The organism is Paenibacillus suaedae, assembly GCF_032337355.1.
Classification (GTDB): domain Bacteria; phylum Bacillota; class Bacilli; order Paenibacillales; family Paenibacillaceae; genus Paenibacillus_B; species Paenibacillus_B suaedae.
The window spans coordinates 131,491-155,674 of sequence record NZ_JAVYAA010000003.1; the positions used below are offsets into that span (position 1 = coordinate 131,491).

Annotated in this window: 2 protein-coding genes; both read left to right on the top strand. The window is 48.0% G+C overall.

What is annotated here, in order from left to right; genetic code table 11:
• Positions 1 to 93 precede the first annotated feature (93 nt).
• Complete coding sequence (locus tag RQP50_RS14145) at positions 94 to 11,034, top strand: SDR family NAD(P)-dependent oxidoreductase (protein WP_449411927.1); 10,941 nt, start codon at positions 94 to 96, stop codon at positions 11,032 to 11,034.
• Complete coding sequence (locus RQP50_RS14150; protein WP_315745801.1) at positions 11,031 to 24,158, top strand: SDR family NAD(P)-dependent oxidoreductase; 13,128 nt, start codon at positions 11,031 to 11,033, stop codon at positions 24,156 to 24,158. Before RQP50_RS14145 ends, RQP50_RS14150 begins: the two co-directional genes overlap by 4 nt.
• Positions 24,159 to 24,184: the final 26 nt, after the last annotated feature.

Consider the following 24,184-nt stretch of genomic DNA (forward strand, 5'->3'; position numbering starts at 1 on the left):
GAAGACCATTCCGATCCGGCGGTTATTTTCTGGGGCAACTGGAAACGGAATAAAGAAACACAGACACAGCCTTCTGGGGATCACTTGAGCCACATGTTGAAAAACAGGGAACTCCATGAATTAGGACGGATTTGGGCTCAGGGGACGGAAGTGGATTGGTTGGGGTTATACTCCGGAGTCCGTCCACGCATTGTCTCTTTACCCACCTATCCTTTTGACGGTAAGCGCTACTGGCTGTCGCAAACCGGGAGGAAAACGGACGAACAATGCCATCAGTTGTCGGGCCAGATACATCCTTTGGTTCACAGGAATCATTCAACCCTGGAAGAACAAAAGTTCAGCACCACCCTTACCGGGATGGAGTTTTTTACGGAAGACCACCGGGTGAACGGGCGAAAAGTGCTTCCGGGGGTTGCATACATAGAAATGGCGCTAACCGCGGGGAAGTTGTCCAGCAACCGGCCAGTGACCGGAATGAGGAATCTGGTTTGGATAAGACCGGCAATGTTGGTGGAAACCCCTGAGGGAACCCAGCCGTTTCAATTGAATATCAGTCTGTATGGTGGACAGGATGAGGTGAAGTATCAGGTGTGGAGCGGTACCGAACCTGAAAAGCGGATCCTTCATGTTCAAGGCGGGTTAGTTTATGCAAATCCATCCGAACCTTTGGATTCAGCTGAATTTATTGATCTGGACGCGCTAAAAAATCGATTATTCCAGTCTATGGACGATCAATCCTGTTACCAACTTTATGAACAAAGTGGTTTGCGTTATGGTACTCGATTCCGTGCTATCCGAAAACTGTATTACCGTAAGTCGGAAGTGCTAGCAGATTTGGAATTACCAGCCCAAATTGCGTCGGAATATGGAAAATACCAGTTAAACCCGGCATTAATGGATGGCGCATTGCAGTCGATTATTGCGCTGAAAGACACCAGTACAGATGATGCCGCAAAAACATATGTACCCTTTGAATTGAATGAAGTCCGGATTTACGGTTCCTTACCCCGAAAATGCTACGCCCATGTTATCATGCAGGATTATTCCGGAAATAGTCCGGTGAGACGATACAATGTCCAGATCGCTGATGAAACGGGTAAAGTTCTAGTATCTTTGAAGAATTTCTCCTTCCGGGTTCTGGAACAGGAATCCAGAGAAGCGGTTGTGTCTAACGGAATGGCCGAACGGCTTTATTTCCAGGGCCAATGGAAAAAAGCGGATTTGGGTCAGAGCGCATCCCCTCTGAAGCTAGATCGGACAATGGTGGTTTTCGATACGGATGATCAATTTCCGGCTGCAATGCAACAAGTTTATGGATTCGGAACTCGGATTATCCATGTCAAACCGGGGCGAATGTATCAGAGTTTGGACAATTTCCGATATGAGATCAATCCGGATAGCTCAGAAGATTACGGGCGTCTTATCGTTGAACTTCAGCAAAACAATCTAACGCCGGACATTTTCATTCACCGCTGGTCGCAAGTCCTGTTTAACAAGGATTCGGAAGTGTTACAAAATACGCTTCGAACCGGGTTTTATGCTTTATTTCATCTGATCCATGCTTTGCTTGAGAATCTATCCGGACGTAAGATTCAGTTGTTATATTTGTATCCATCAAGCTCGGGATCAAAGTATTCAAGCGGAATTCAACCTCAATATGCTGCTGTCAGCGGATTTGTCCGATCGGTTCACGCGGAATGTCCTGATTTGATTTGCAAGGTCATTGAAGACGGGACAGCCAGGAATCCATCCGGAATATTAACTCAATCTGGAATGCTTGAACTGGAATTAGAAACTTACAATGCGGATGAAATGGAGATCCGTTATGATGACACTGGACGATGGGTGAAGGAGATCCGGGAATTTGTCCCGACTGTTTCCTCGGAACCGGTGGCATCTCAAATCTCTCCGTTTAAACCCAACGGTGTCTATTTAATTACTGGTGGGGCAGGGGGCTTGGGGCTAAATATCGCAAATTGCCTGGCGCGGCATAGCAGAGTGAAGCTGGTCTTATCGGGCCGTTCTGATTTGGACGCCGCCCGGGAACTAAGGATTCGGGAAATGGAAGATCTGGGAGCTGAAGTCATCTATGTAAAAGCAGATATTTCTAAGTCCGATCAAGCTTCCCGTTTGGTGCAAACGGTCAAGTCCCGGTTTGGAACGATTCACGGGGTAATCCATTGCGCCGGAGTCATTCATGATAACTCCATCCGCCGGAAAACTTTGACGGAGACGGAAAAGGTGTTGGCGCCCAAGGTATTCGGGACTATTTTCTTGGATGAGGCGCTGGTCGATGAAACGCTAGATTTCTTTGTAATGTTCTCATCATTGGCTGCGGTTACCGGAAATCCCGGTCAGAGTGACTATGCGTTCGCTAATGGCTTTATTGGACAATATGCGGCAATGCGGTCGCAAGAACCCCGGTTGGGGAAGGTGTTGGCGATTCATTGGCCGTTATGGGAAGACGGTGGTATGAAGGTCAATGATGCTACGGCCGCTATGCTCCGTGGCGCTGTAGGTATGAAACCCATAAACGCAGCCTCCGGGTTCCAAATCATGATGGAGGGCCTTGGCCGGCCGGAATCTGAAATTACCGTAATTGAGGGGGATAGTGGTAAAATCCGCCGATTCTTCAGTAGAAAATCTGCACCTGTCACGTCCGGATCCGCTGCTATTCCCCCGCAGGTGGCGCTGAATGAAGACAGGCTGTTGCAAAGAATTCAACGAGACTTCGCAACCGGAGTCGCTGATATTCTGAAGATTAGTCCAGGAGAAATTGACATCGAGGCGGATTTAAGCGAATTTGGCTTTGATTCCGTCACGTTTACCCAATATAGCAACCTGCTGAATGAGAGATTCAATTTGGGGATCATGCCTTCGGATTTGTTTGAATTCCGATCTCTGATCTCCTTTTCTAAAGAGATGTTGGCCCGGTATCAGACGCAGTTTCTAATAGCTTATGAGAATTCTGCCGGAACGGCTTCAGTGGAAGAACAAGAGGTATTGGAAAGCATAGAAACGGTGGATCCACTCTGCAAATCAACAATTGTATCGAATAACATGGAATCGGAGCAACTGTTGCTCAATATTCAACGGGATTTGCTGGCAGGAGTTGTGAAAATCCTAAAAATCAGTGAAGAAGATGTAGATGTCCATGCGGAAATGAGCGAGTTTGGCTTTGATTCGGTTACATTTACCCAATTCAGCAATTTGCTTAATGACCAGTTCAATATAGGAGTTACACCTTCACTTTTCTTTGAACACCGATCCCTGGACTCTTTTGCCCGGGCGATTCTGGCGGAATACGAGCCGCAGTTGGACAAGTATTATCAAGATACAATCGCTTCGGTGGCTGCAACAACGGCAGAACCCGAAAGTAAGGCAACTGTGGTTGAAGATAGGAAAACATCACCTATGTCGAGATTTACGAACTGTGGAACCGGCTCGGCGCCAGAACCGGCTCGAACAGTAGATGGAAACTACATCGCCATCATCGGGATGAGCGGCGTAATGCCGCAGTCGGAGGACTTTGAAGAATTTTGGCGCAATATTGAAGCTGAACGAGACTTGATCACTGAAATTCCAGCGGATCGCTGGGACTGGAAGGCTTGTTACGGTGACCCCAAGGAGCATAATAAGACCAACATCAAATGGGGGGGATTTATGAAAGAGGTCGACAAGTTTGATGCCCAATTTTTCGGAATCTCCCCTCGCGAAGCGGAAATGATGGATCCTCAACAAAGAATTTTTTTGGAAGTTGTTTGGAAGACCATCGAAGATGCTGGTTATAAGGCCTCCGATTTGGCGGGAACTAAATTAGGGTTGTTTGTCGGAGTCTCCAGCGCGGATTATGCCGATTTATTAAAGGAATCGGGTATAGGTATTCAAGCTCAAACGGCTACCGGGAATTTTCATTCGGTATTACCCAACCGGATCTCCTATCTCCTGGATTTCCATGGACCGAGTGAACCTGTGGACACGGCTTGTTCCAGTTCCCTGGTAGCAATCCACCGGGCGGTGGAAGCAATCCGCAATGGAGATTGCTCCGAAGCCATTGCGGGAGGCATCAATGTTATCGCCAGCCCTTCCACTTACATTACCTTCGGTAAGGCGGGGATGTTGTGTGAAGACGGACGTTGCAAGACCTTTGATCAACGGGCCAACGGTTATGTACGTGGGGAAGGAGCCGCAGCCATTTTTCTGAAACCATTGCACCGGGCGATAGCTGAGGGCGACCACGTGTACGGGGTGATCCGGGGTACGGCGGTAAACCATGGCGGGCATACCAACTCGCTAACCGCCCCCAATCCAATAGCGCAGGCAGATTTGTTAATCGATGCATGGCGCAAGTCCGGTCTTGATCCGCGCCGGGCTACCTATATTGAAGCTCACGGTACGGGAACCAGCTTGGGAGATCCTATTGAAATCAACGGATTGAAAAAAGCCTTTGATCAGCTCTACCGGGATTGGAATTGTGAGAAACCCGTGTTGCCTCACTGTGGGCTTGGATCCATTAAAACCAACATTGGCCATTTGGAATCGGCATCGGGCATTGCCGGGATCATTAAGGTATTGTTGGCAATGCAACATGGGAAATTGCCGTCCAATATCCACTTTCAAGAACGGAATCCCTATATTCAATTACAGGACTCTCCCTTTTATATCGTGAATCAGACCCTCCCATGGAAACGTCTCCAGGATGAAACCGGCACTGAGATTCCACGGGTTGCGGGGGTCAGTTCATTCGGTTTTGGAGGAGTCAATGCCCATATCATCATCGAGGAAGGCGCGGTTTCCATGCCGGCGGCGGATCCAGTAATCGGACGCCGACACGTAATGGTATTGTCCGCCAAAAATACAGAAAGGCTTCGGGCATACGCTGCCCGGATGCTGGCATTTTTTGAAGCCAACCCGAAGCTCTCGGATGAGTTTCTCGTAAATATTGCCTATACCTTGCAAACCGGCAGAGAGTCCATGGATGAACGGCTGGCGTGGGTTGTTTCCAATCGGAGTGAACTGATAGAGACCTTGACTGCTTATTGCTCCGGACAAATGGTTCCGGCGATGATGCAAGGAAATATCCGAGCAAATAAAGGTAAAACCGGTATTACTCAAGACGGTAGCGGGAAAGAGTCCCTAAACAGCTTGCTTCAGCGTCGAGAGTTAACTGCCCTTGCCGATCTTTGGATTCAAGGTGTTGATGTCGATTGGAAAGGTCTATACAGGGAAACAGCACCTACCAGATTGTCGCTGCCCGTGTATCCGTTTGTCAAAGAACGTTATTGGATCCCCCATGTTGCCAAACCCGTTAACCAATCGGGTTCAAACAAACTACATGTGCTGATTGATTCCAACGAATCTACGTTGGAGGAACAATGCTATCGAAAGACATTCAGCGGGGAAGAGTTTTTTATTAAGGATCATTCCAACATCCTTCCAGGTGTTGTTTACATGGAGATGTTGCGGGTGGCCGGCAATTTGGCCAATCGTTCCGCTCAGGTTAAAAAACTGAAAAACATAATCTGGGTCAGCCCCATTGCTGTAAATCCGGGCGAACCAAAGCAGGTTACCATCGGACTTTATCCTGAAGGCGATCAGATTCGCTTTGAGGTTTCCCACCGGGGAGATGATTCCTCGCGGCAAGATGAGTCCTATACCGTTCATTGCCAAGGAAGGCTGATCTATGAAAATGGAGTCAGCATCCCGGCCCAACCGGAATTTGTGGATGTATCAGCGGTCAAAGAACGGTGCCAGGGAGGCAAAGAAGAAGCGGATGCCTATTATCAAAACCTGGAAAATATAGGGGTTCATTTTGGCCACCGATTTAAGGGGATTCAGGCCTTTTATTGCAATCAGAATGAAGCCTTGTCGGAAGTAGGCATTCCACCCGAATTGGAAGCGGGGGTGGAGGATTATTTATTGCACCCTACCCTGACCGATGGTGGGTTGCAGACGGTGGTGGTTTGGGCCTATTACAATGGTGCGGATCCGAATACGGTATATTTGCCGTTTGTATTGGGAGAAGTTGAATTGGTTCGGCCAGGAGAGCGGATTACCTATGTATATGCCAAAAAAATGCCTGGGCAGGAGAATCTTGATCCTGTCGCCTCGCGCTATCAAGTATGGCTGTTGGATCGGCAAGGTCAAGTTGTAATCAAGCTAACGGATTATTCCGTCAGTGCTTTGAATGTGGATGCTGCAAAAGGGGGCGCGGGGAAAGCCGTGAATACGGATCTGATCTGTGCTCGGAGTCTCTGGGAGAACCGACCTTTGAAAAACTCCAATCCTGTTCTGGGTGAATCCTTTGGTACTTTGCTGTTGTTTGATCTTGGGAACCATACAGCCGTCCGATTGCAAAAAATGCTTTCCGGTTTCCACCAGGTCATCTTGGTTAAACCGGGTCGGAGTTTTACTGAATTGCCTGATGACACCTTTGAAATTCGTCCCACATGTCCTGAGGATTACCGTAAACTGTTGGGGTTACTTCATGAGCGGAAAAAAACTCCACAAAAAGTGTTACATCTTTGGTCGCAGGAATCATTCACTGGCAGAGGAGATACGCTGGCTGATCAGTTGGCCCGAAGTATTGATTCAATGTTGTATGTAAGCCGCGCGTATTTGGAAACCCATCCCGGCCTGAACGTGAAGTTGCTCTATGTTTACTTTGAAGCTCTTCGGGGGGAAAAAGGCGTGGGCACGCAATATCTTATCCAACCACAATATTCGGCGGTCGGTGGCTTTGCCAAAACCAACCGCATGGAGAATCCCAATCTCCACATAAAAACGATAGGATACCGGATCGCTCCCACACCTGATTCACTCAACGAGGGTGAAGTGGAGTGGATGCTCCGAGAGTTTACCCAGGGCAATCCGGAAGACATCGAACTGCGTTATCAGGACGGCCAACGGTGGGTTAGAACTTGGCGGGAGTTTATTCCGGATGCGGCGTCCTTCAGTGATTTGCCATTGCGGGAGCGGGGAGTTTATTTGATTACCGGCGGCACTGGTGGATTGGGGCTAATTTTTGCCGAGTACCTAGCGAAAAAGTGCCGGGCCAAACTGGTTTTAACCGGCCGGACTCCAGTGTTGTCTCCGGAACTATTGATGAAAATCAAGGGGCTGGAAGCTGCAGGGGCGGAAGTGACATATATAAGCGCGGACTTATCCAGTCGGAACGCCGTAATGGATTTGATAAGCCGGGTAAAACACCGATTCTCCGGAATTCACGGAATTATACACAGCGCAGGAGTCATCCGTGATTCCTTAATCCGGGAGAAGAACCTAGAGGATTTTGAAGCGGTATTGGCGCCCAAGGTTTATGGCGCGGTATACCTGGATGAAGCCACTCACAGCGAACAGTTGGACTTTTTCGCCTTGTTTTCATCCATTACCGCTGTTACAGGAAATGTCGGCCAAAGCGACTATGCGTACGCTAATAGCTTTCTAGATGGTTTTGCTGCTTGGCGGGGAGAACAAAATCGCCCTGGGAAAACCCTCTCCCTCAATTGGCCTTTATGGATGAACGGCGGGATGCAGGTGGATCACAAAATCCAAAATATGCTGGCGAATTTGGGGATGACTCCCATCAGCAATGAAACAGGTTTGAATGCTTTTGAAACCGCGCTGGGTGAATCCATGTCTCAATTCGTTTTTCTGCAAGGCGACCTTTCTAAATTGCGACGTTTATTGCGTTTGGAAATCCCCCAACAGGTTCCGGCAACCGGAACACAGCCCGGTCACGGGCAGGGGGAATCCCTGCTGCCACAGATCCGGAAAGAACTGATTCATATCATGGCCGGAATCTTAAAATATGACGAAGCGAAGCTCAAGTTGGATGACAATATGAGCGGTATCGGGTTTGATTCCATCACCTTGACTGAACTTGCTAATCATCTTAATGAAACATTCAAAATCGACATTACACCAGCGCTTTTCTTCAAACATACGACTCCGGGCGCGTTGGCTTTGTGCCTAATTAATGAACATCACGAAGCGATGGCTCGTTATTTTCATAAAAAATCGCCACTCGCCGCCGAGAAACCGTCACGGTACCAGTCAGAGAATCCGGCAGAGCTTAAGACACAACCTAACATTGGATTTCGATCCCGGTTCGAAAACATGAGTCTACCGCGAAATGAAGGTTACGATAATACCCCGGAACCGGTGGCTGTAATCGGGATGAGTGGCGTGATGCCTCAATCTGATGATTTGGACGAATTTTGGCGGAATATGGAGAGCCAGCAGGATCTAATAACCGAGATTCCTGAGGATCGCTGGAATTGGGAAGCCATCTATGGTGAACCCAACGGTGAGTCATTTCAGACGAACATTAAATGGGGCGGTTTTATGCGAGAAGTGGATAAATTCGATCCCCTGTTCTTCGGCATTGCCCCTCGGGATGCGGAAATGATGGATCCTCAAGAACGGATCATGATCGAAGTGGTCTGGAAAACCATTTGGGATGCGGGATATAAGGCGAAGGATTTTTCGGGAACTCAGACCGGTATGTTTATTGGAGTGTCCAATGCTGATTATAAAGAGTTGTTAATCAAAGAGAATAAGACTCCCGTCGTAACCCATTCCTTGCTGGCCAACCGAATCTCCTATTTACTGGATATTCATGGTCCTAGTGAACCAGTGGATACAGCTTGTTCCAGTTCGTTAGTGGCCATTAACCGGGCGGTGGAGGCCATTCAGTCAGGAAACTGCGAGATGGCACTGGCAGGCGGTATAAATATTATTGTTAGCCCTAATTTATATGTGTATCAAAGCGCATCCGGAATGCTTTCCCAGGATGGCCGTTGCAAAACGTTTGATAAACGGGCAAACGGTTATGTCCGGGGTGAAGGTGCTGGGGCAATCCTATTAAAGCCTTTGCACAAGGCCCTAGCGGATGGGGATCATATTTATGTGGTGATTAAAGCTTCTTCCGTAAATCACGGCGGTCATGCCACTTCATTGACCGCACCCAACGCCGGCGCGCAAGCAGATTTATTAACCGACGTTTATCAAAAAGCAGGGATTGATCCTTCCACTGTTAGTTATATTGAGACTCATGGGACGGGTACCAGCTTAGGAGATCCAGTGGAAATCGAAGCACTGAAAGATGCGTTTCGCAATCTTTATCAGAAATGGGGTTTACAGAACCCGCCAACGCCTCATTGTGGTCTGGGCGCGGTCAAGACAAATATCGGCCATTTGGAATCTGCATCAGGAATTGCAGGGTTCCTTAAAGTCATGCTGTCACTGAAATATAAAAAATTACCGCCCGTTCTTCATTTTGAGGAACTGAATCCCTATATCAAACTGGAAGGAAGCCCATTTTACATTATCCAACAGACCCAACCTTGGGAGCCGCTAGTGGATAGTTCTGGACAGGAAATCCCTCGGCGGGCGGGAATCAGTTCCTTTGGGATTGGAGGCGTCAATGCTCACATTGTCCTGGAAGAGCATCAGAATACCATCGATTTATCCGGGACATATAGCGGTCAACCACATATTGTCGTTTTTTCCGCCAAGAATCAGGATCAGTTGCAAGTCTATCTCCGATCCATGCTGGATGATGTTCAAAAAATGCTAGCCGGCTCGGGGGTGGGTCACCCGAACCGTTTCCTCCCTAGTATCGCTTTTACGTTGCAAACCGGCAGAGATGCCATGGAGGAAAGAGTAGCGTTGGTGGTATCAAGCTTGGAAGAGTTGGTTGATAAGTTGCAGCAATATCTGCAAGGTGAACCTGTCATTGAAAATTTATTTTCAGGGAATACCAAACCGGATCTGGGGAAGCCTCCGCTTTTATCTGAGGGTAAAAGTTGGAATTCTTTTGTTCAAGCCCTGATTACGGAAGGTAAATACGTTCAAATTGCACAACTATGGGTAACCGGAAATGAAATCGACTGGAATATTTGCCATGAAGGGAAAAATCCCGGAAGAGTTCCACTACCGCCGTATCCTTTTGCCAGGGAGCGTTACTGGCTTCCGGGCTCGGTTGAAAAATCTGGGTTGATAGAACAACATCGGTTGTATCCATCGGCTAAACTGCATCCATGTATTGATAGGAATACCTCGACCTTGCGGGAACAAAAATTCAGTACTTTGTTATCCGGTGATGAGTATTTTTTACGGGATCATGTAATTGATAAACACAAGGTGTTGCCAGGAGCGGTGTACCTGGAAATGGCCCGGGCAGCAGCGGAGATTGCTGGAGAACAGCCAGTGGCCAAACTAAAGAATATTATGTGGGTTCAGCCTTTCAGGGCGGGGGACGATTCCCAAACTCTAGATATTTGTTTAGTTCCCGAGCATAACGTTGTAGCTATTGAATTCGTCACTCATGCCGGGGTTGGTTCAATGATCCATGCCCAGGGACAGGCAATTTTCACTACTGACCAATCTGTTACACCGAAGGATGAAAGAATCAATATTGAAACGATCAAACAACGATCTATACAAACTGTGATTGACGATATGATGTATCAGAAACTACAGGTAATCGGTATCGAGTTCGGATTGAGTTTCCGGACGCAGCGCTACATCTACCGGAATGAAACCGAAGTATTATCCTATCTGGAATTACCATCGTGCTTGCAGGAAGGGTTGGCTGATTACGGGCTACACCCGGTGCTGATGGACGGCGCTCTCCAGACCGTCGTTCACTTAGCAAGAGATTTCGCTGCTGGGGAAGGGGCTTTGATGCTTCCTTTTTCAATTGAGGAACTGGAGATTTTCGGCCCAATTCCGGCTCATTGTTATGCGTATGTTACCTTCTCCAACACGGAATCCCCAGGTAACTTGGGGCTCCAGACATTCGACATCCAGATTGCCGCAATGGATGGACAGGTCGTTGCCAAAATTCAAAAATACGCCATTCGGGAATTCCACCCACTGGAATCGGGAGATTCAGCCAAACAATACTCGGCGCTGGATAATGGCGATAATGCTTCGGTGGATGAAGCCATCCGGGATTTGCTATACCGGTTGGAAAAGGGCGAAATGCAGGTTGAAGAGGTAAATCGATTGTTGGAGGTTTTAAAATGACTAGATCAGAACAGGGACGCATGAAAATATTGGAGATGGTCGCCAAACATCAAATTTCATCCGAAGAAGGGCTATCCCGGATCAAAGCATTGCAACACGACCCCGGTGGTGAACTAGGCGTTCTAACCAACGCAGCGGGTTCCGACTCTATGGATCAGGCAACTTTATATTGCCAAAGTTATTGGGAGACAGTGCTGGATTTCAACCCCGATCCTATCAAGTCTGTGGATTGTATCGTAATTTTCACCGACGACACCGCATTGGCCGCCAGCCTCCATAATCTCACCGGCGCCCGGTTGATTTTGGTGAAATCCGGGGAACGGTACCGTAATCTGGGTGAAGATACCATTGAAATCAACCCTGGGATCCCTGATGATTACTTGTTATTACTCCGGGAGTTAGAGCAGCAGCAGCTGACTCCCAAAAAAATCATTCATGGGTGGTCGAACGCCTATTTTTCACCCGAAGCGGTTGCCTTGCAAAGGCAATTGGAACATGGTATTTATTCGGTTTATCATCTTTGTCGGACGCTAATGGAACAAAAAATGAAGCATCCAGTTCAATTGTTGTATGCCTATTCTGGAGAGGCTCATCCCAGGGATCTGGGAAGCCTCCCCCAACCCGTATATGCAGCGGTCAGTGGTTTTGCGAAGACCATTTGCCAGGAAAATCCACAATTTGCGGTGAAGACAATTGGGATGGATGCGAGTTCAGACTCATTGCGAACGTCAGAGTCTTTAGCCGAATTGCTGAAGCGTGAAATGGCCGTGGATATAGTGGGAACGGCGGAGATTCGCTATGAGAACGGCTTGCGGCAGGTGAAACGATATGTTGACGTTACATTGGATACGGAAGTGAACCGGTTACCGTTCCATGCCGGTGGAGTTTATCTGATTACTGGAGGAACCGGAGGTCTGGGATCTATTTTCGCAAAATACCTAGCACAGGAAGTTCAGGCAAAGCTAATCCTAGTGGGTCGTTCCGAGATCAATGATCATGGACGCCACCTGTTGCAGGAACTGGAATCCTTGGGTGCAGAAGCGATCTATGTCCAGGCGGATATCGCCAAAAGGGCGGACGTGGAGCAATTGATAGCGAAAGCTAAAGCTCAGTTTAAAAATATTCATGGAGTAATTCATAGCGCAGGGATCTTAAAAGATTCATTTGTACTGAAAAAGGATCGGGCGGAGATGGACGCTGTATTAGCACCAAAAGTATACGGTACAGTTTACTTGGATGAATTTACCCAAACCGAACCGTTGGAATTCTTTGCTGTATTCTCTTCTATTGCTGGAGTCTTCGGAAATGTTGGACAGAGTGATTACGCCTTCGCTAACAATTTCTTGGATGAGTTTTCTGGATGGCGCTCCGCGATGAGACATCCTGGTAAAACTGTCTCCGTCAACTGGCCATTCTGGCAAGAAGGACGAATGAACGCTGATGAAGCTTCATTCCGTCAAATGAGTGAAACTACCGGCCTGGTAGCTTTGAGTACGGAGGCAGGAGTCAAAGCTTTTTGCGCCGCGCTTAATTCCGCTTTAACTCAGGTTGTGATCCTGACCGGTGCTGCCGGGAAAATCAAAAACTGGATCCAGAAACTGAATCATGACACGACTGCCCATACCAACGATGTACCGGTAATTGCATTGGATGAGGGAGCAAAAGTTCGATTCAGACAAAAAACGGAGACGTTCTTAAAGGAAATATTGGCCGATCAAACCAAACTGCCTATCTCCAAAATCGATTCCCAGGAGCGGTTTGAGAAATACGGGATTGATTCGGGAATGATCCTCCGTTTGAACCGAGAATTGGAGCGTCATTTTGGAGAATTGTCCAAGACCTTGTTTTTTGAATATCAAAATCTCCATGAACTGGCCAATTATTTTATAGAGAATCATTCACAACAATTACTGACCAAAATTGGCGGCAACGAACGTCAGTCTGAACCGCCTATCCCTCACGCGAAACCGATAGATAGCGTGAAAAACCAGGAACGTAAGCGGACCCGTTTTTTGGATGAACGTTCCCGGGCTAATCAGGTGGAGACGGCTCAGAGCCGAGATATTGCTATTATTGGAGTCAGCGGGCGCTATCCTGAAGCAAGGAATATCGAAGAATTTTGGGAAAACCTGAAGATGGGGCGGGATAGCATTGTGGAGATCCCTCCGGAGCGTTGGGATTATCATCGATTCTATGATCCCGACAAAACCAAACGCGGAGTCAGTTACTCCAAATGGGGTGGGTTTATTGATGGTTATGATCGATTTGACCCGCTGTTTTTCAATATTTCGCCCATTGAAGCCGAGTTCATGGATCCCCAGGAACGGTTGTTCCTGGAGACCGTATGGCATACTCTGGAGGATGCCGGGTACACCCGGAATGGCTTGCAAAAAAACGTAGGCGTATTTGTTGGGGTGATGTACAGCCAATATCAGTTATTCGGTGCAGAAGAGATGCAAAAGGGGAATATGATTGCCAATACATCTTCCTTCTCCGCCATCGCTAACCGGATATCCTATTTTTTTGATTTTCAGGGTCCGAGCATTGCCGTGGACACAATGTGTTCCTCGTCATTGACGGCGATACATTTGGCCTGTGAGAGTATTCTCCGTGGCGAATGCAGTCAGGCCATCGCTGGCGGTGTGAATCTCACCATTCATCCTATGAAACATCTGCAGTTAAGCCAGGGGAAATTTGCAGCGAGCGATGGCAGGTGTCGCAGTTTCGGGGTTGACGGGGATGGGTATGTTCCAGGGGAAGGCGTAGGTGCGATTCTGATAAAACCATTTCAACAGGCAGTCCAGGATGGGGATCATATTTATGCGGTCATCAAGGGGAGTTCCATTAATCATGGCGGGAAGACCAACGGCTTTACCGTACCCAATCCCAATGCACAAGCGAATCTGATAAGCCGTGCTATCAAAAATGCCGGCGTGAGCCCTCGAAGTATCAGTTGTATTGAGGCTCATGGTACTGGAACTTCACTGGGAGATCCTATTGAGATTGCAGGTTTGATCAAGTCTTTCCGGGACTATACCCAAGATAAGCAGTATTGTTCGATTGGCTCCGCCAAATCGAATATCGGGCACTTGGAGTCGGCGGCGGGTATTGCAGGGCTGACCAAGATCATTCTGCAGATGAAATACCAGCAATTGGTTCCGTCTATTCATTCGGAGCAATTGAATCCCAATATTAATTTTCAAGAATCCCCCTTCTATGTCCAGCACGAACTTACCGGGTGGAACCGGCCAGTAATCCGGGAGGATGGTACTGATCGGGAATATCCGCGTCGGGCGGGGATTAGTTCGTTTGGTGCGGGAGGCTCTAATGCCCATATCATACTGGAGGAATACCTTGCTCCGGATGCTCCGGCGAAACTGGATACACAGCCCCGCGTGGCGGTGTTTTCCGCGAAAACCCCCGCCGCTCTGAGAAAATATTTGCACGTTTTTCATAGCTGGATAGAAAAAATCTGCGATCCAACCCGGGTGGATGCTAGAGGAATGATTCCATTTAGAGATTTCATCTACACGTTGCAGGTCGGGCGTGAGGATATGGATGAGCGTGTGGCCGTGGTGGCCGCTGGATATTCCGAACTGAAGGAGAAACTGACCCGGTATCTAGAAACCAGGGGGAACCAGGACGGGGTGTATTCTGGTTCACTCCGGGATAAGACAGCTTCCAACTTGCTCCCTATCGAAGGAGATGAGGGGAAAGCTTTTGTGCATGCCCTGATTCAAAAAGGAGAACCGGAACAACTCGCTAAATTATGGGTATCCGGTGTTGCCATACCATGGGAAGTCGAATATGGAAATGATATGCCTCGGAGGGGTTCATTGCCTTCCTATCCCTTTGAGGAGGAACGTTATTGGATTCCAACCATAGAAACACCAAGCACTGTTGGTTTTTCAAACCTTCATCCCCTCATCGACACCAATGAATCGACCTTGGAGCGACAATGTTATCAAAAACTCATGACCCCTGATGAGTTCTATCTCCAGGATCACATGATATCAGGGGGGATGATTTTGCCTGGCTCGGCATATTTGGAGATGGCCGTTGCCGCAGGAAATTTGGCTATTCAAGACCGGCAAGTACGCAGGATCCAAAATGTGATATGGATGAGCCCCATTGGAATTAGCGATGAATCCAGACAGGTACGGATTCATCTATATCCTGAAGGCGGCGGCGTGGATTTTGAAATAATGACCGATTCCGAGAGCCGATCTGGTGTGGTTCATTCCGGCGGTAAGCTGTATTTCGCTAATCCAGAGGAGATGATGGAGACTAGCTCCATTCAGCCGGAAAAGATTCAACGAAGATTCTCTGTGGTGAAGGATGGGGCTGAATGCTATTCGGAGTTCCAAAAGATTGGGTTCCAATACGGACCCGGGTTCCAAACCATCCAAAAATTATTCATCAATGAGAATGAATGTTTGGCGCAACTGGAAGTGGCCGGGTTTTTGGAAGCCGATTTTTCAAAATATATTCTACATCCATCCCTATTGGATGGGGCGTTTCAAACGGTGGCCGGATTTACCCAACTAGCAGAGGCCCATCTGAAAATGCGGTTTCTGCCCTATGCACTGGATGAGTTGGTCATCTTCGGCCCGTTACCGTTGAAATGCTTCGCCTATGTTACAGTGTCCGATGATTCGACTCCGGAAATGCCCAAATATAATATTGAACTTGCTGATGTAACGGGGGATATTTTGATTCGGCTGAAGGGTTTTACTTTGAAAGCGGCTGCAACGACTGCTTTGCCGCACGGTAATTCTACTTCTCAACGCACGATTTATTATCAACATGACTGGATCCCGATGGACTTGGCGATTGAACCGGGGAATCAACCGTTAGGGGATACGATCATTTTTGATAGCGGGGCTGCCTTTGCCAGCTCTTTACGGGAAAGATGCGAGCTTCGGAATGACAGTTCCCATGTGATTCTCGTCAAACCGGGCGCAACGGATCGGGATTTGGAAGCGGGAGTATATTCCATGAAGATGGATGATCCCCAAGCATATCTGAAGTTACTAGATCATTTGCTAGACCAAAATAGTAACTTGAAAAATATCATTTACCGGATGCCATATGAAAGTTTCACCACCCGGGAGTCATCCATCAAAACACGACTTACCCAGGGCGTTTTTTCGTTGCTCCAAATGACCAGGGCCTTAATCCAGAGGAACCTGAACCGAGAGATTCGTCTGTTGTATCTCTATGAATCTCCTAATCAGGATATTCAGCCATTGGATGCGGCATTGGGCGCATTTATGAAAACCATCCGTCTTGAATATCCGGGATTGAACTACCAAATCGTCGAAATCCGCGGAGATATGGAGTCGCCTGGAAGCAATTCAAATCATATGGGATGGATTGCGGAGTTAGTTTGCCGGGAACTTCAACACTCTCAGAATATTCCGGTAGAAGTACGTTATGATGCACAATCTCGTTATATTCATCAACTTCAGGAACATCAACCGGAAGTTAAAGTGCAACTATCCACCGACATTTGGCGGGAGAAGGGTGTCTACTTGATTACCGGCGGAGTAGGGGGATTAGGCTTTATATTTGCCCGTCATTTGGCAGAGCAGTTTAAGGCTAAATTGGTGCTGGTGGGCCGTTCCCAGTTGACTGCCGAAACGGAAAGCAAATTGCGAGCCCTAGAAATGTCTGGTGCCGAGGTCATGTATGTAGCAGCGGATGTCTCTAAACGTGAAGATGTGATTGAGCTGGTGCGAACAATCAAGTCCAAATTCAGCCAGATTAACGGAATTATTCACAGCGCGGGGGTACTCCGGGATTCATTAGCCTTACGGAAAACGAACGAGGAAATAAATGAGGTTCTGGCTGCTAAAATTTACGGCACCATTCATTTACACGAGTCTACCCGGGAGGAGAATCTGGACTTTTTCACACTTTTCTCGTCCACTTCCGCCATCATCGGGAATATTGGCCAAATCGATTACGCTTATGCCAACAGTTTCATGGATTATTTCGTGGATGTTCGAATCCGGGAGAACGCGCCAGGGAAAACCATGGCCATCAACTGGCCGCTTTGGGAAAATGGTGGAATGAGGGTAGATGAGAATGCCATATCCCTTATGCGTCAAGCCGGTCTCATGCCTCTTAGTGATGCCGAAGGCATACGGATTTTTGAAACAGGCATGGCCGCGGGACTTTCCCAACTGATTGTCTTGGCGGGAGAACCGGAAAAAATCAACCGTTTCCTTAATCCAGAGCCGGCAAAACCTGTTGTAACTCAGTCGCAAGTTCAAGAGAATTCGTCCGCCGAACAATTCCGGGATGAAGTGGAAACCTATATCAAAGTCACCCTGTCCAAGGAGATTAAACTGCCGGTTCATAAAATGGATGCTCAGGCGCCGCTGGAACAATACGGGATAGATTCCGTAATGGTCTTAAACTTGAGCGGGGCGTTGGAAAGTTTCTTCGGTAGTCTTTCGAAAACGTTATTCTTTGAATACAAAAGTGTAGCGGAGTTGGCTACTTACTTTATCAAATATCATCCGGAAAAGGTGGCCAAGCTGGGCAAGAAACCGGCACAGCCGATAGTCAAAGCCCAGGCCCCAGATCCGGTGGGGGAAATGGTATCCCGATCCCGATTTATAACCACTAGTTTCGATGAACATAACCTGAAGAACCAAGCGATCGAAGACATTGCTATTATCGGCGTTAGCGGTCGGTATCCTATGGCCGCTGATCTTCATGAATTTTGGGAGAATTTAAAAAGCGGCAAAGACTGTATAACCGAGATTCCTCGTGAACGATGGGCGTATGAAGATTATTTTGATTCCGATAAGAGTGTCCGAGGCAAAAGCTATAGCAAATGGGGTGGATTTATTAACGGTGTTGACCTGTTTGATCCGCTGTTTTTCAATATTTCCCCCCGAGAAGCGGCCTACATTGATCCGCAAGAACGGCTGTTTTTGGAAACAGTCTGGCATACCCTTGAGGATGCGGGGTATACCCGTGGGGAATTGTCCAAAAACAAAGTTGGTGTTTTTGTCGGTGTAATGTACGGACAATATCAGTTGTTGGATGGGGGTAGCAGTGGGATATCTCCCGGCTCATCGTATGCGTCCATCGCCAACCGGGTTTCTTATTATTGCAATTTCCGGGGACCAAGCATTGCGCTGGATACGATGTGCTCATCGTCATTGACTGCGATTCATTTGGCTTGTGACAGTATCCGTAACGGGGAAAGTGAAGTTGCAATTGCCGGTGGAGTCAATCTATCCCTTCATCCCAACAAATATTTGCAACTGAGCCAAGGGAAATTTCTCGCGAGCGATGGTCGTTGCCGCAGTTTTGGGGAAGGCGGGGACGGTTACGTGCCGGGTGAGGGAGTAGGTGCAGTCCTTTTAAAACCGTTACACCGGGCCATCGCTGATGAGGATCAGATTTACGCGGTTATTAAAGCCAGTTCGGTAAACCACGGAGGAAAGACCAATGGTTATACGGTTCCTAACCCTACCGCTCAAGCGGATCTGATTGCGGAGACACTGAAGAAGGCCCAGATTGACCCACGTACCGTCAGTTATATCGAGGCACACGGAACCGGAACATCCCTGGGCGATCCTATTGAAATTACCGGTTTGGTCAATGCTTTTCAAGGGTTTACCGAGGGTGACGCGGGACGGGAGAAGCGATATTGCGCCATCGGATCGGCCAAGTCCAACATCGGACATCTGGAATCGGCCGCGGGCATTGCTGGAATTACCAAGGTGATTCTGCAGATGAAGAATAAGCAATTGGTTCCTTCACTGCACTCCGATCACTTGAATCCGCATATCGAGTTTGAGCAGACGCCGTTTTATGTTCAGCATGATTTAACCCCATGGGAAAATCCGCTTGTCATGGAAAATGGTATCGCGAAACGTTATCCGTTACGGGCAGGAGTAAGTTCCTTTGGTGCAGGGGGTTCCAATGCCTATATCCTCCTGGAGGAGTATACCCCTCCGGTACGGGAGAGTTACACAGGCAATCAGGAATTTATCTTTGTCTTTTCTGCCAAAAACGATGAACGGATTAAAGTCTATGCCAAGAGAATGGTAGAATTTTTGCAAAACACCGCCCGAGAATCTAAAGCTATACCACGGGACAATGATTTAATGAAGCGGGTGCAGCATGATTTGGTGAAGAGGGTTGCGGAAATATTGCGCATTAGCGAATCTGAAGTGGCCGCTACCGAGTTCGTTGAATATGGTTTAGATCAGTTTAGCCTGGCTGATTTAGCTAGCCAACTGAATGAGATGTATCATTTGGAGATCGGTGCCGCATTATTTTTCGATTATCCAACCTTTGCAGCTTTGAGTAATTACCTACTCCAGACCCACCTAGATAATATCTCTAATTACTACAGGGATTCCGACACAGGAACCTCAGAAGATGTCTGGGAACCAGTCTCCTTGGCGGATCTGGCTTTTACTCTTCAGACCGCACGGGAATCCATGGATGAGCGGTTAGCAATTGTCGCTTCCAGTCAAGAGCAGTTGGTGGATCGGTTAATCGCTTTTAGCGAAGGGAATACGGATATTCAGGATGCATATACAGGCAATGTCCGGGATAACCGGCTGAACTCCCAGTTGCTTGTCAGCGGTAGGGAGGGTCGGGAATTTCTGCGGATTATCATTGAAGAGCGCCAATTGGGGAAGTTAGCGCAGCTTTGGATAAGCGGGATTGATATCGATTGGAAACAGTTATATCCTGGACGTTTTCCCGCCCGAATCACTCTCCCAGGGTATCCGTTTGCCGGAGAACGGTATTGGGTATCCCCGGTGGAATCTACGGAGGCCAAGCCGCTAGTGTCCCGGCTGCATCCACTGATTGACCGTAACGAGTCCACTGTGGCCGGGCTATGCTTCAAGAAAGAATTTGCCGCCGAAGAACAGTTAGTATCAGAATACCGGATAGGTGATCTGCAGGTCGTTCCGGGCATCATCTATTTGGAGATGGCTTGGGCTGCTGGGAGCCTGGCAAACCAACCACTTCAGGTGAAAGAATTAACGAATGTGGCTTGGGGTCCCCCGATTCCTTTGAATGAGACACGGGAAGTGGAGATAGGTTTCTATCCTTCCGGCGAAAGCATGAAATGGGAAATTCGTACGATAACCAATGATGGACAGAAGAAAATATCTGCCCAAGGAGATTGTTCCGTTACCGCGGACTCCGATTCTATCCCGCCGGAATTTATCAGTATTGGAACGTTACAAGCCGATTGTCAATATCGATTCCAAGCGTCGGAGTTTTATCAACTCATGGAAAGGAACGGAATGAAGTATGGAGCCGGGCTGCAAATGATTCGGGAATTTTTCGCCAATAATGGAGTGGCTCTGGCCCGCTTCGAACTTCCCTCCCAGTCCAAAGCAACATTGCCGGAAATGGGACTCCATCCGGTGATACTGGAAGCGATCCCCCAGGTCATCATGGCGCTTGGGGCCAACACTGGGGCGGTGGACAGCCAAAAGAAAGCCCTGTTTAAAGCAGCCCGGGTAAAACTGGTTCAACCGCTCTCTGAAACGGGCTATGTAAATATTCAGGTCTCCAATCAACTTGCCGAACCAAAAGAAAAAGTATTTGATGCAAAAGTTACTTCAGTTGACGGCCGGATTTTGGCGGTCATCGAACAGATCCAATTGGCGGACATCAATATTGACCGTAATCAAGAAACGGCGCAATCGGGAAAAGGAACGAAAACTGAATATTTCCTCGAAAAATCATGGCGAGCATCAGAGATTACTGGCTCTAATATCGGAAAAACTTTAGGAACTACAATCATTTTGGGGAATGAAGAAACGAAAACGCTGGTTGGTCTGCTTCGTAGTGGAAATCCCGGTTCTTATATTTTTATTGAAGACACACGGAATTTCGAAATGAAAATGAAATCCAATCAAGAGTATGGATTAAATTTCAATGACCCGGCTCAAGGTGCTAGGATGATTCAGGAAATCCTGAAACAGAAAGCCGAAATTACGACGATAATTGATATATCCGACTTGCACAGCCGCCCTACTGGAACCGGCCGCTTGGCTATGGGTAAAGTGTCCTTGCTGCAGGAACTAATCAAAGCGATCAATCCTAAACCGCTCACTATCATTCATACAACCAGGGGATTACATGGGTTTCAAGTGGTTCAACCGTCGTTAGACGGAGCGGGCATGGCCGGACTCGTAAAAATGCTGGGCGCTGAATATCAGAAGGTTAATTCCAAAACCATTGACACTGATTTATCGTTGGATCAGGCCGAGGAATGGGCAGAAATAATCCAGCGGGAGCTGGGCTATCAAGACATAGAGGGCGAGATCGGTTACTGGGAAGGAAAGCGGTACCTTCCATATCTGAAACGAATAGATCCGGGAATGGGAAGAGCCGGTGGCCTTGTCGTAAATCCCGAGCAAGTGATCGTAATCACCGGAGGAACCCGGGGAATCGGGGTGGAAATCGCCAAACATCTGGTCCGCAATGGAACCCGGAAGCTGGTTCTAATGGGAGTTCAGCAATTGCCGAGCCGCAGCCAGTGGCGGATGTTAGCCGGCAGTCCCGATACAGATCCTGGAGTTGCCGCAAAATTAAAAGCTTTGCTGTCGCTGGAAGACGCAGGGGCAAACTTCGAGATATACACGGGTTCCTTGATACAGCGCGTTGAACTGGAGGAGTTCTTCCAAGGAGTAAGACGGCGGATGGGAGATATCGGCGGAGTCGTTCATTGCGCGGGAACCCTAACCCAAACCAATCCGGCTTTTATCCATAAAACCGCACGAGACATCCAACAAGTAGTAGAACCGAAAATGGATGGTTTGGAAGTGTTGCATGAGCTCTTCAAAAACGACCCGCTGCAATTCTTTATTTTATTTTCTTCCGTTTCCGGGCTGATTCCAGCTCTGGCCGCGGGGGTCAGCGATTATGCAACCGCCAACGCCTATTTGGATTATTTTTCTGCTTATCAGAAGCGGCAAGGATATGGATATTACAAATCCATTAATTGGCCAGTGTGGACGGGTACCGGAATGGCTTCCGAAACCGCCCCTTTCTATTATAAGTTAGGATTTGCTCCGCTTTTGGTGTCAGAAGGTCTTGCATTATTCGATAATGTCTTGCAATTCACCAATCGATCACAGATTATGCCATGTTTGGCAGTAGCGGATCAATTTAATCCGGACGGATTGCTATATATGAAACAAACCTTGAAGGCACGAACCGTACATGAGTCCATTCCAACGCCTAAATCGCAACCGGAAAGGGGCACCACGGGTACGATCCACGCGTTGAAAGCATTATTTGCGGAAGAACTGAAAATTCCGGAAGATCAGCTAAATGAAACTACCAATTTCGCGGATTTTGGAGTGGATTCCATTTTGCTTGCCGAACTTGTCAAAAAAGTGGAGGTCAGGTTCCGGCGGAATCTGGAACCTGGAGTATTTTTAGAATATCCGACATTATCGTCGTTGGGGAGTTATTTGGATCGTCAGGAGCATCAGGAGACACCACCGCCAACAGTTTCCGCAGCGCCGCAACCGGTACCTGAGGAGCGGAAATCATACCGGATTACGTTCCGAAACGGTAGGGAGCTCCGAACCAAAGAAAATGGGGGTAGCCGAAATCATGGTATTGTCAGTGCCGTTGAACCAGAGGGGTTCAAGGTCGCCGTCATCGGTATCGCCTGCCATTTCCCAGGGGCTAACGACAAAGAAAATTATTGGGCGAATTTGGTGGCTGGGCGGAGCAGTATCAGAGAAGTCCCCATTTCCCGCTGGGATATCCAGCGATATTATTCCTCCGAATATCAGTCTGGAAAGAGCATTAGCAAATGGGGTGGCTTCATTGATGATATTGAGTATTTCGATCCCGAATTCTTTAATATCAGTGAAGATGAAGCGCTGCAAATGGATCCGCTCATCCGTCAGTTTTTGGAGGTCAGCGTCGAAACTTTCCAAGATGCGGGGTATACGCGGGAAGAGTTGTCCAACAAGAAAGTTGGAATTTTCGCGGGTTCGCGGGTAGGGTATTTTGCCTCCCGAATCCCCAAAATGTTGAAAAATAGTGTTACTGGCACAGGTCAGAACTTCATCGCGTCCTATGCCGCCCATTTCCTCAATCTGAAAGGTCCGAACATGGTAGTGGATACCGCATGCTCTTCGTCGATGGTAAGTATTCATTTGGCTTGCCAGAGTTTAATGCTGCATGAATCTGAGTTAGCTCTTGCCGGGGGAGTGGATATCTTGCTGGACGAGAAATCGTATATTGTCTTAAGTGAAGGCCGGGCCCTCTCCCCGGATGGAAAATGCCATACTTTTGACGAAAAAGCCAATGGTTTCGTGCCTGGTGAAGGTTGTGGGGCCGTATTATTGAAAAGGTTGGACAAAGCAATGGCTGATGGTGATCAAATCTATGCGGTGATTGAAGCTTCGGCAATCAACAATGACGGCCGAACCATGGGGATCACCACTCCCAATCCGGAAGCCCAAAGTAATGTGATTCAGGAAGCGTTACTCAAGGCCGGAGTCAATCCTGCTTCCATCAGTTATATTGAAAACCACGGTACGGGCACCATGATCGGCGATCCCATTGAATTGAAAGCCCTAACCAAGGTGTTCCAGGAATCCACCATGGAAAAACAATTCTGCGCGGTGGGCAGCGTAAAAACCAATCTGGGTCATCTGCTCAGTGCGGCGGGGATAGCGAGCTTCATTAAAGTAGTATTATCCCTTCATCACAAACAATTGCCGCCAACCTTAAATTGTGAGACTCCTAATCCGCGCTTTGAATTTGAGAGTTCACCTTTTTATCCGAATACGAGGATACAGGAGTGGAAACCCAGGGAGGGAATCCGCCGAGCGGGGATCAGTTCATTTGGATTTGGAGGAACCAATATTCATATGATCGTCAGTGAAACTCCTGGCCAAATGGAGTGGAGAAAAATCAGGCAACCGCTGCCACGGGTAAAGTTCAACCGCAGATGGTTATGGTTTGATCCTAATCCCAGTCTGGACGATGGGGCCGAAAGACGAAATACCGCTGATCCGGTTCCGGACTCCGTCGCTCCGCTGGATGTAACCGTGGAAACATCTACACCTGACGCCTTTTTAAAATTCTTGGGAAATTGAGGAGAATGACCATGGTTAAGCCGATA

What these genes read in the sequence shown, in the direction of transcription:
- RQP50_RS14145 (WP_449411927.1), top strand. Translation starts at nt 94, where the DNA reads ATGTTGAAAAACAGGGAACTCCATGAATTAGGACGGATTTGGGCTCAG.
- RQP50_RS14150 (WP_315745801.1), top strand. Translation starts at nt 11,031, where the DNA reads ATGACTAGATCAGAACAGGGACGCATGAAAATATTGGAGATGGTCGCC.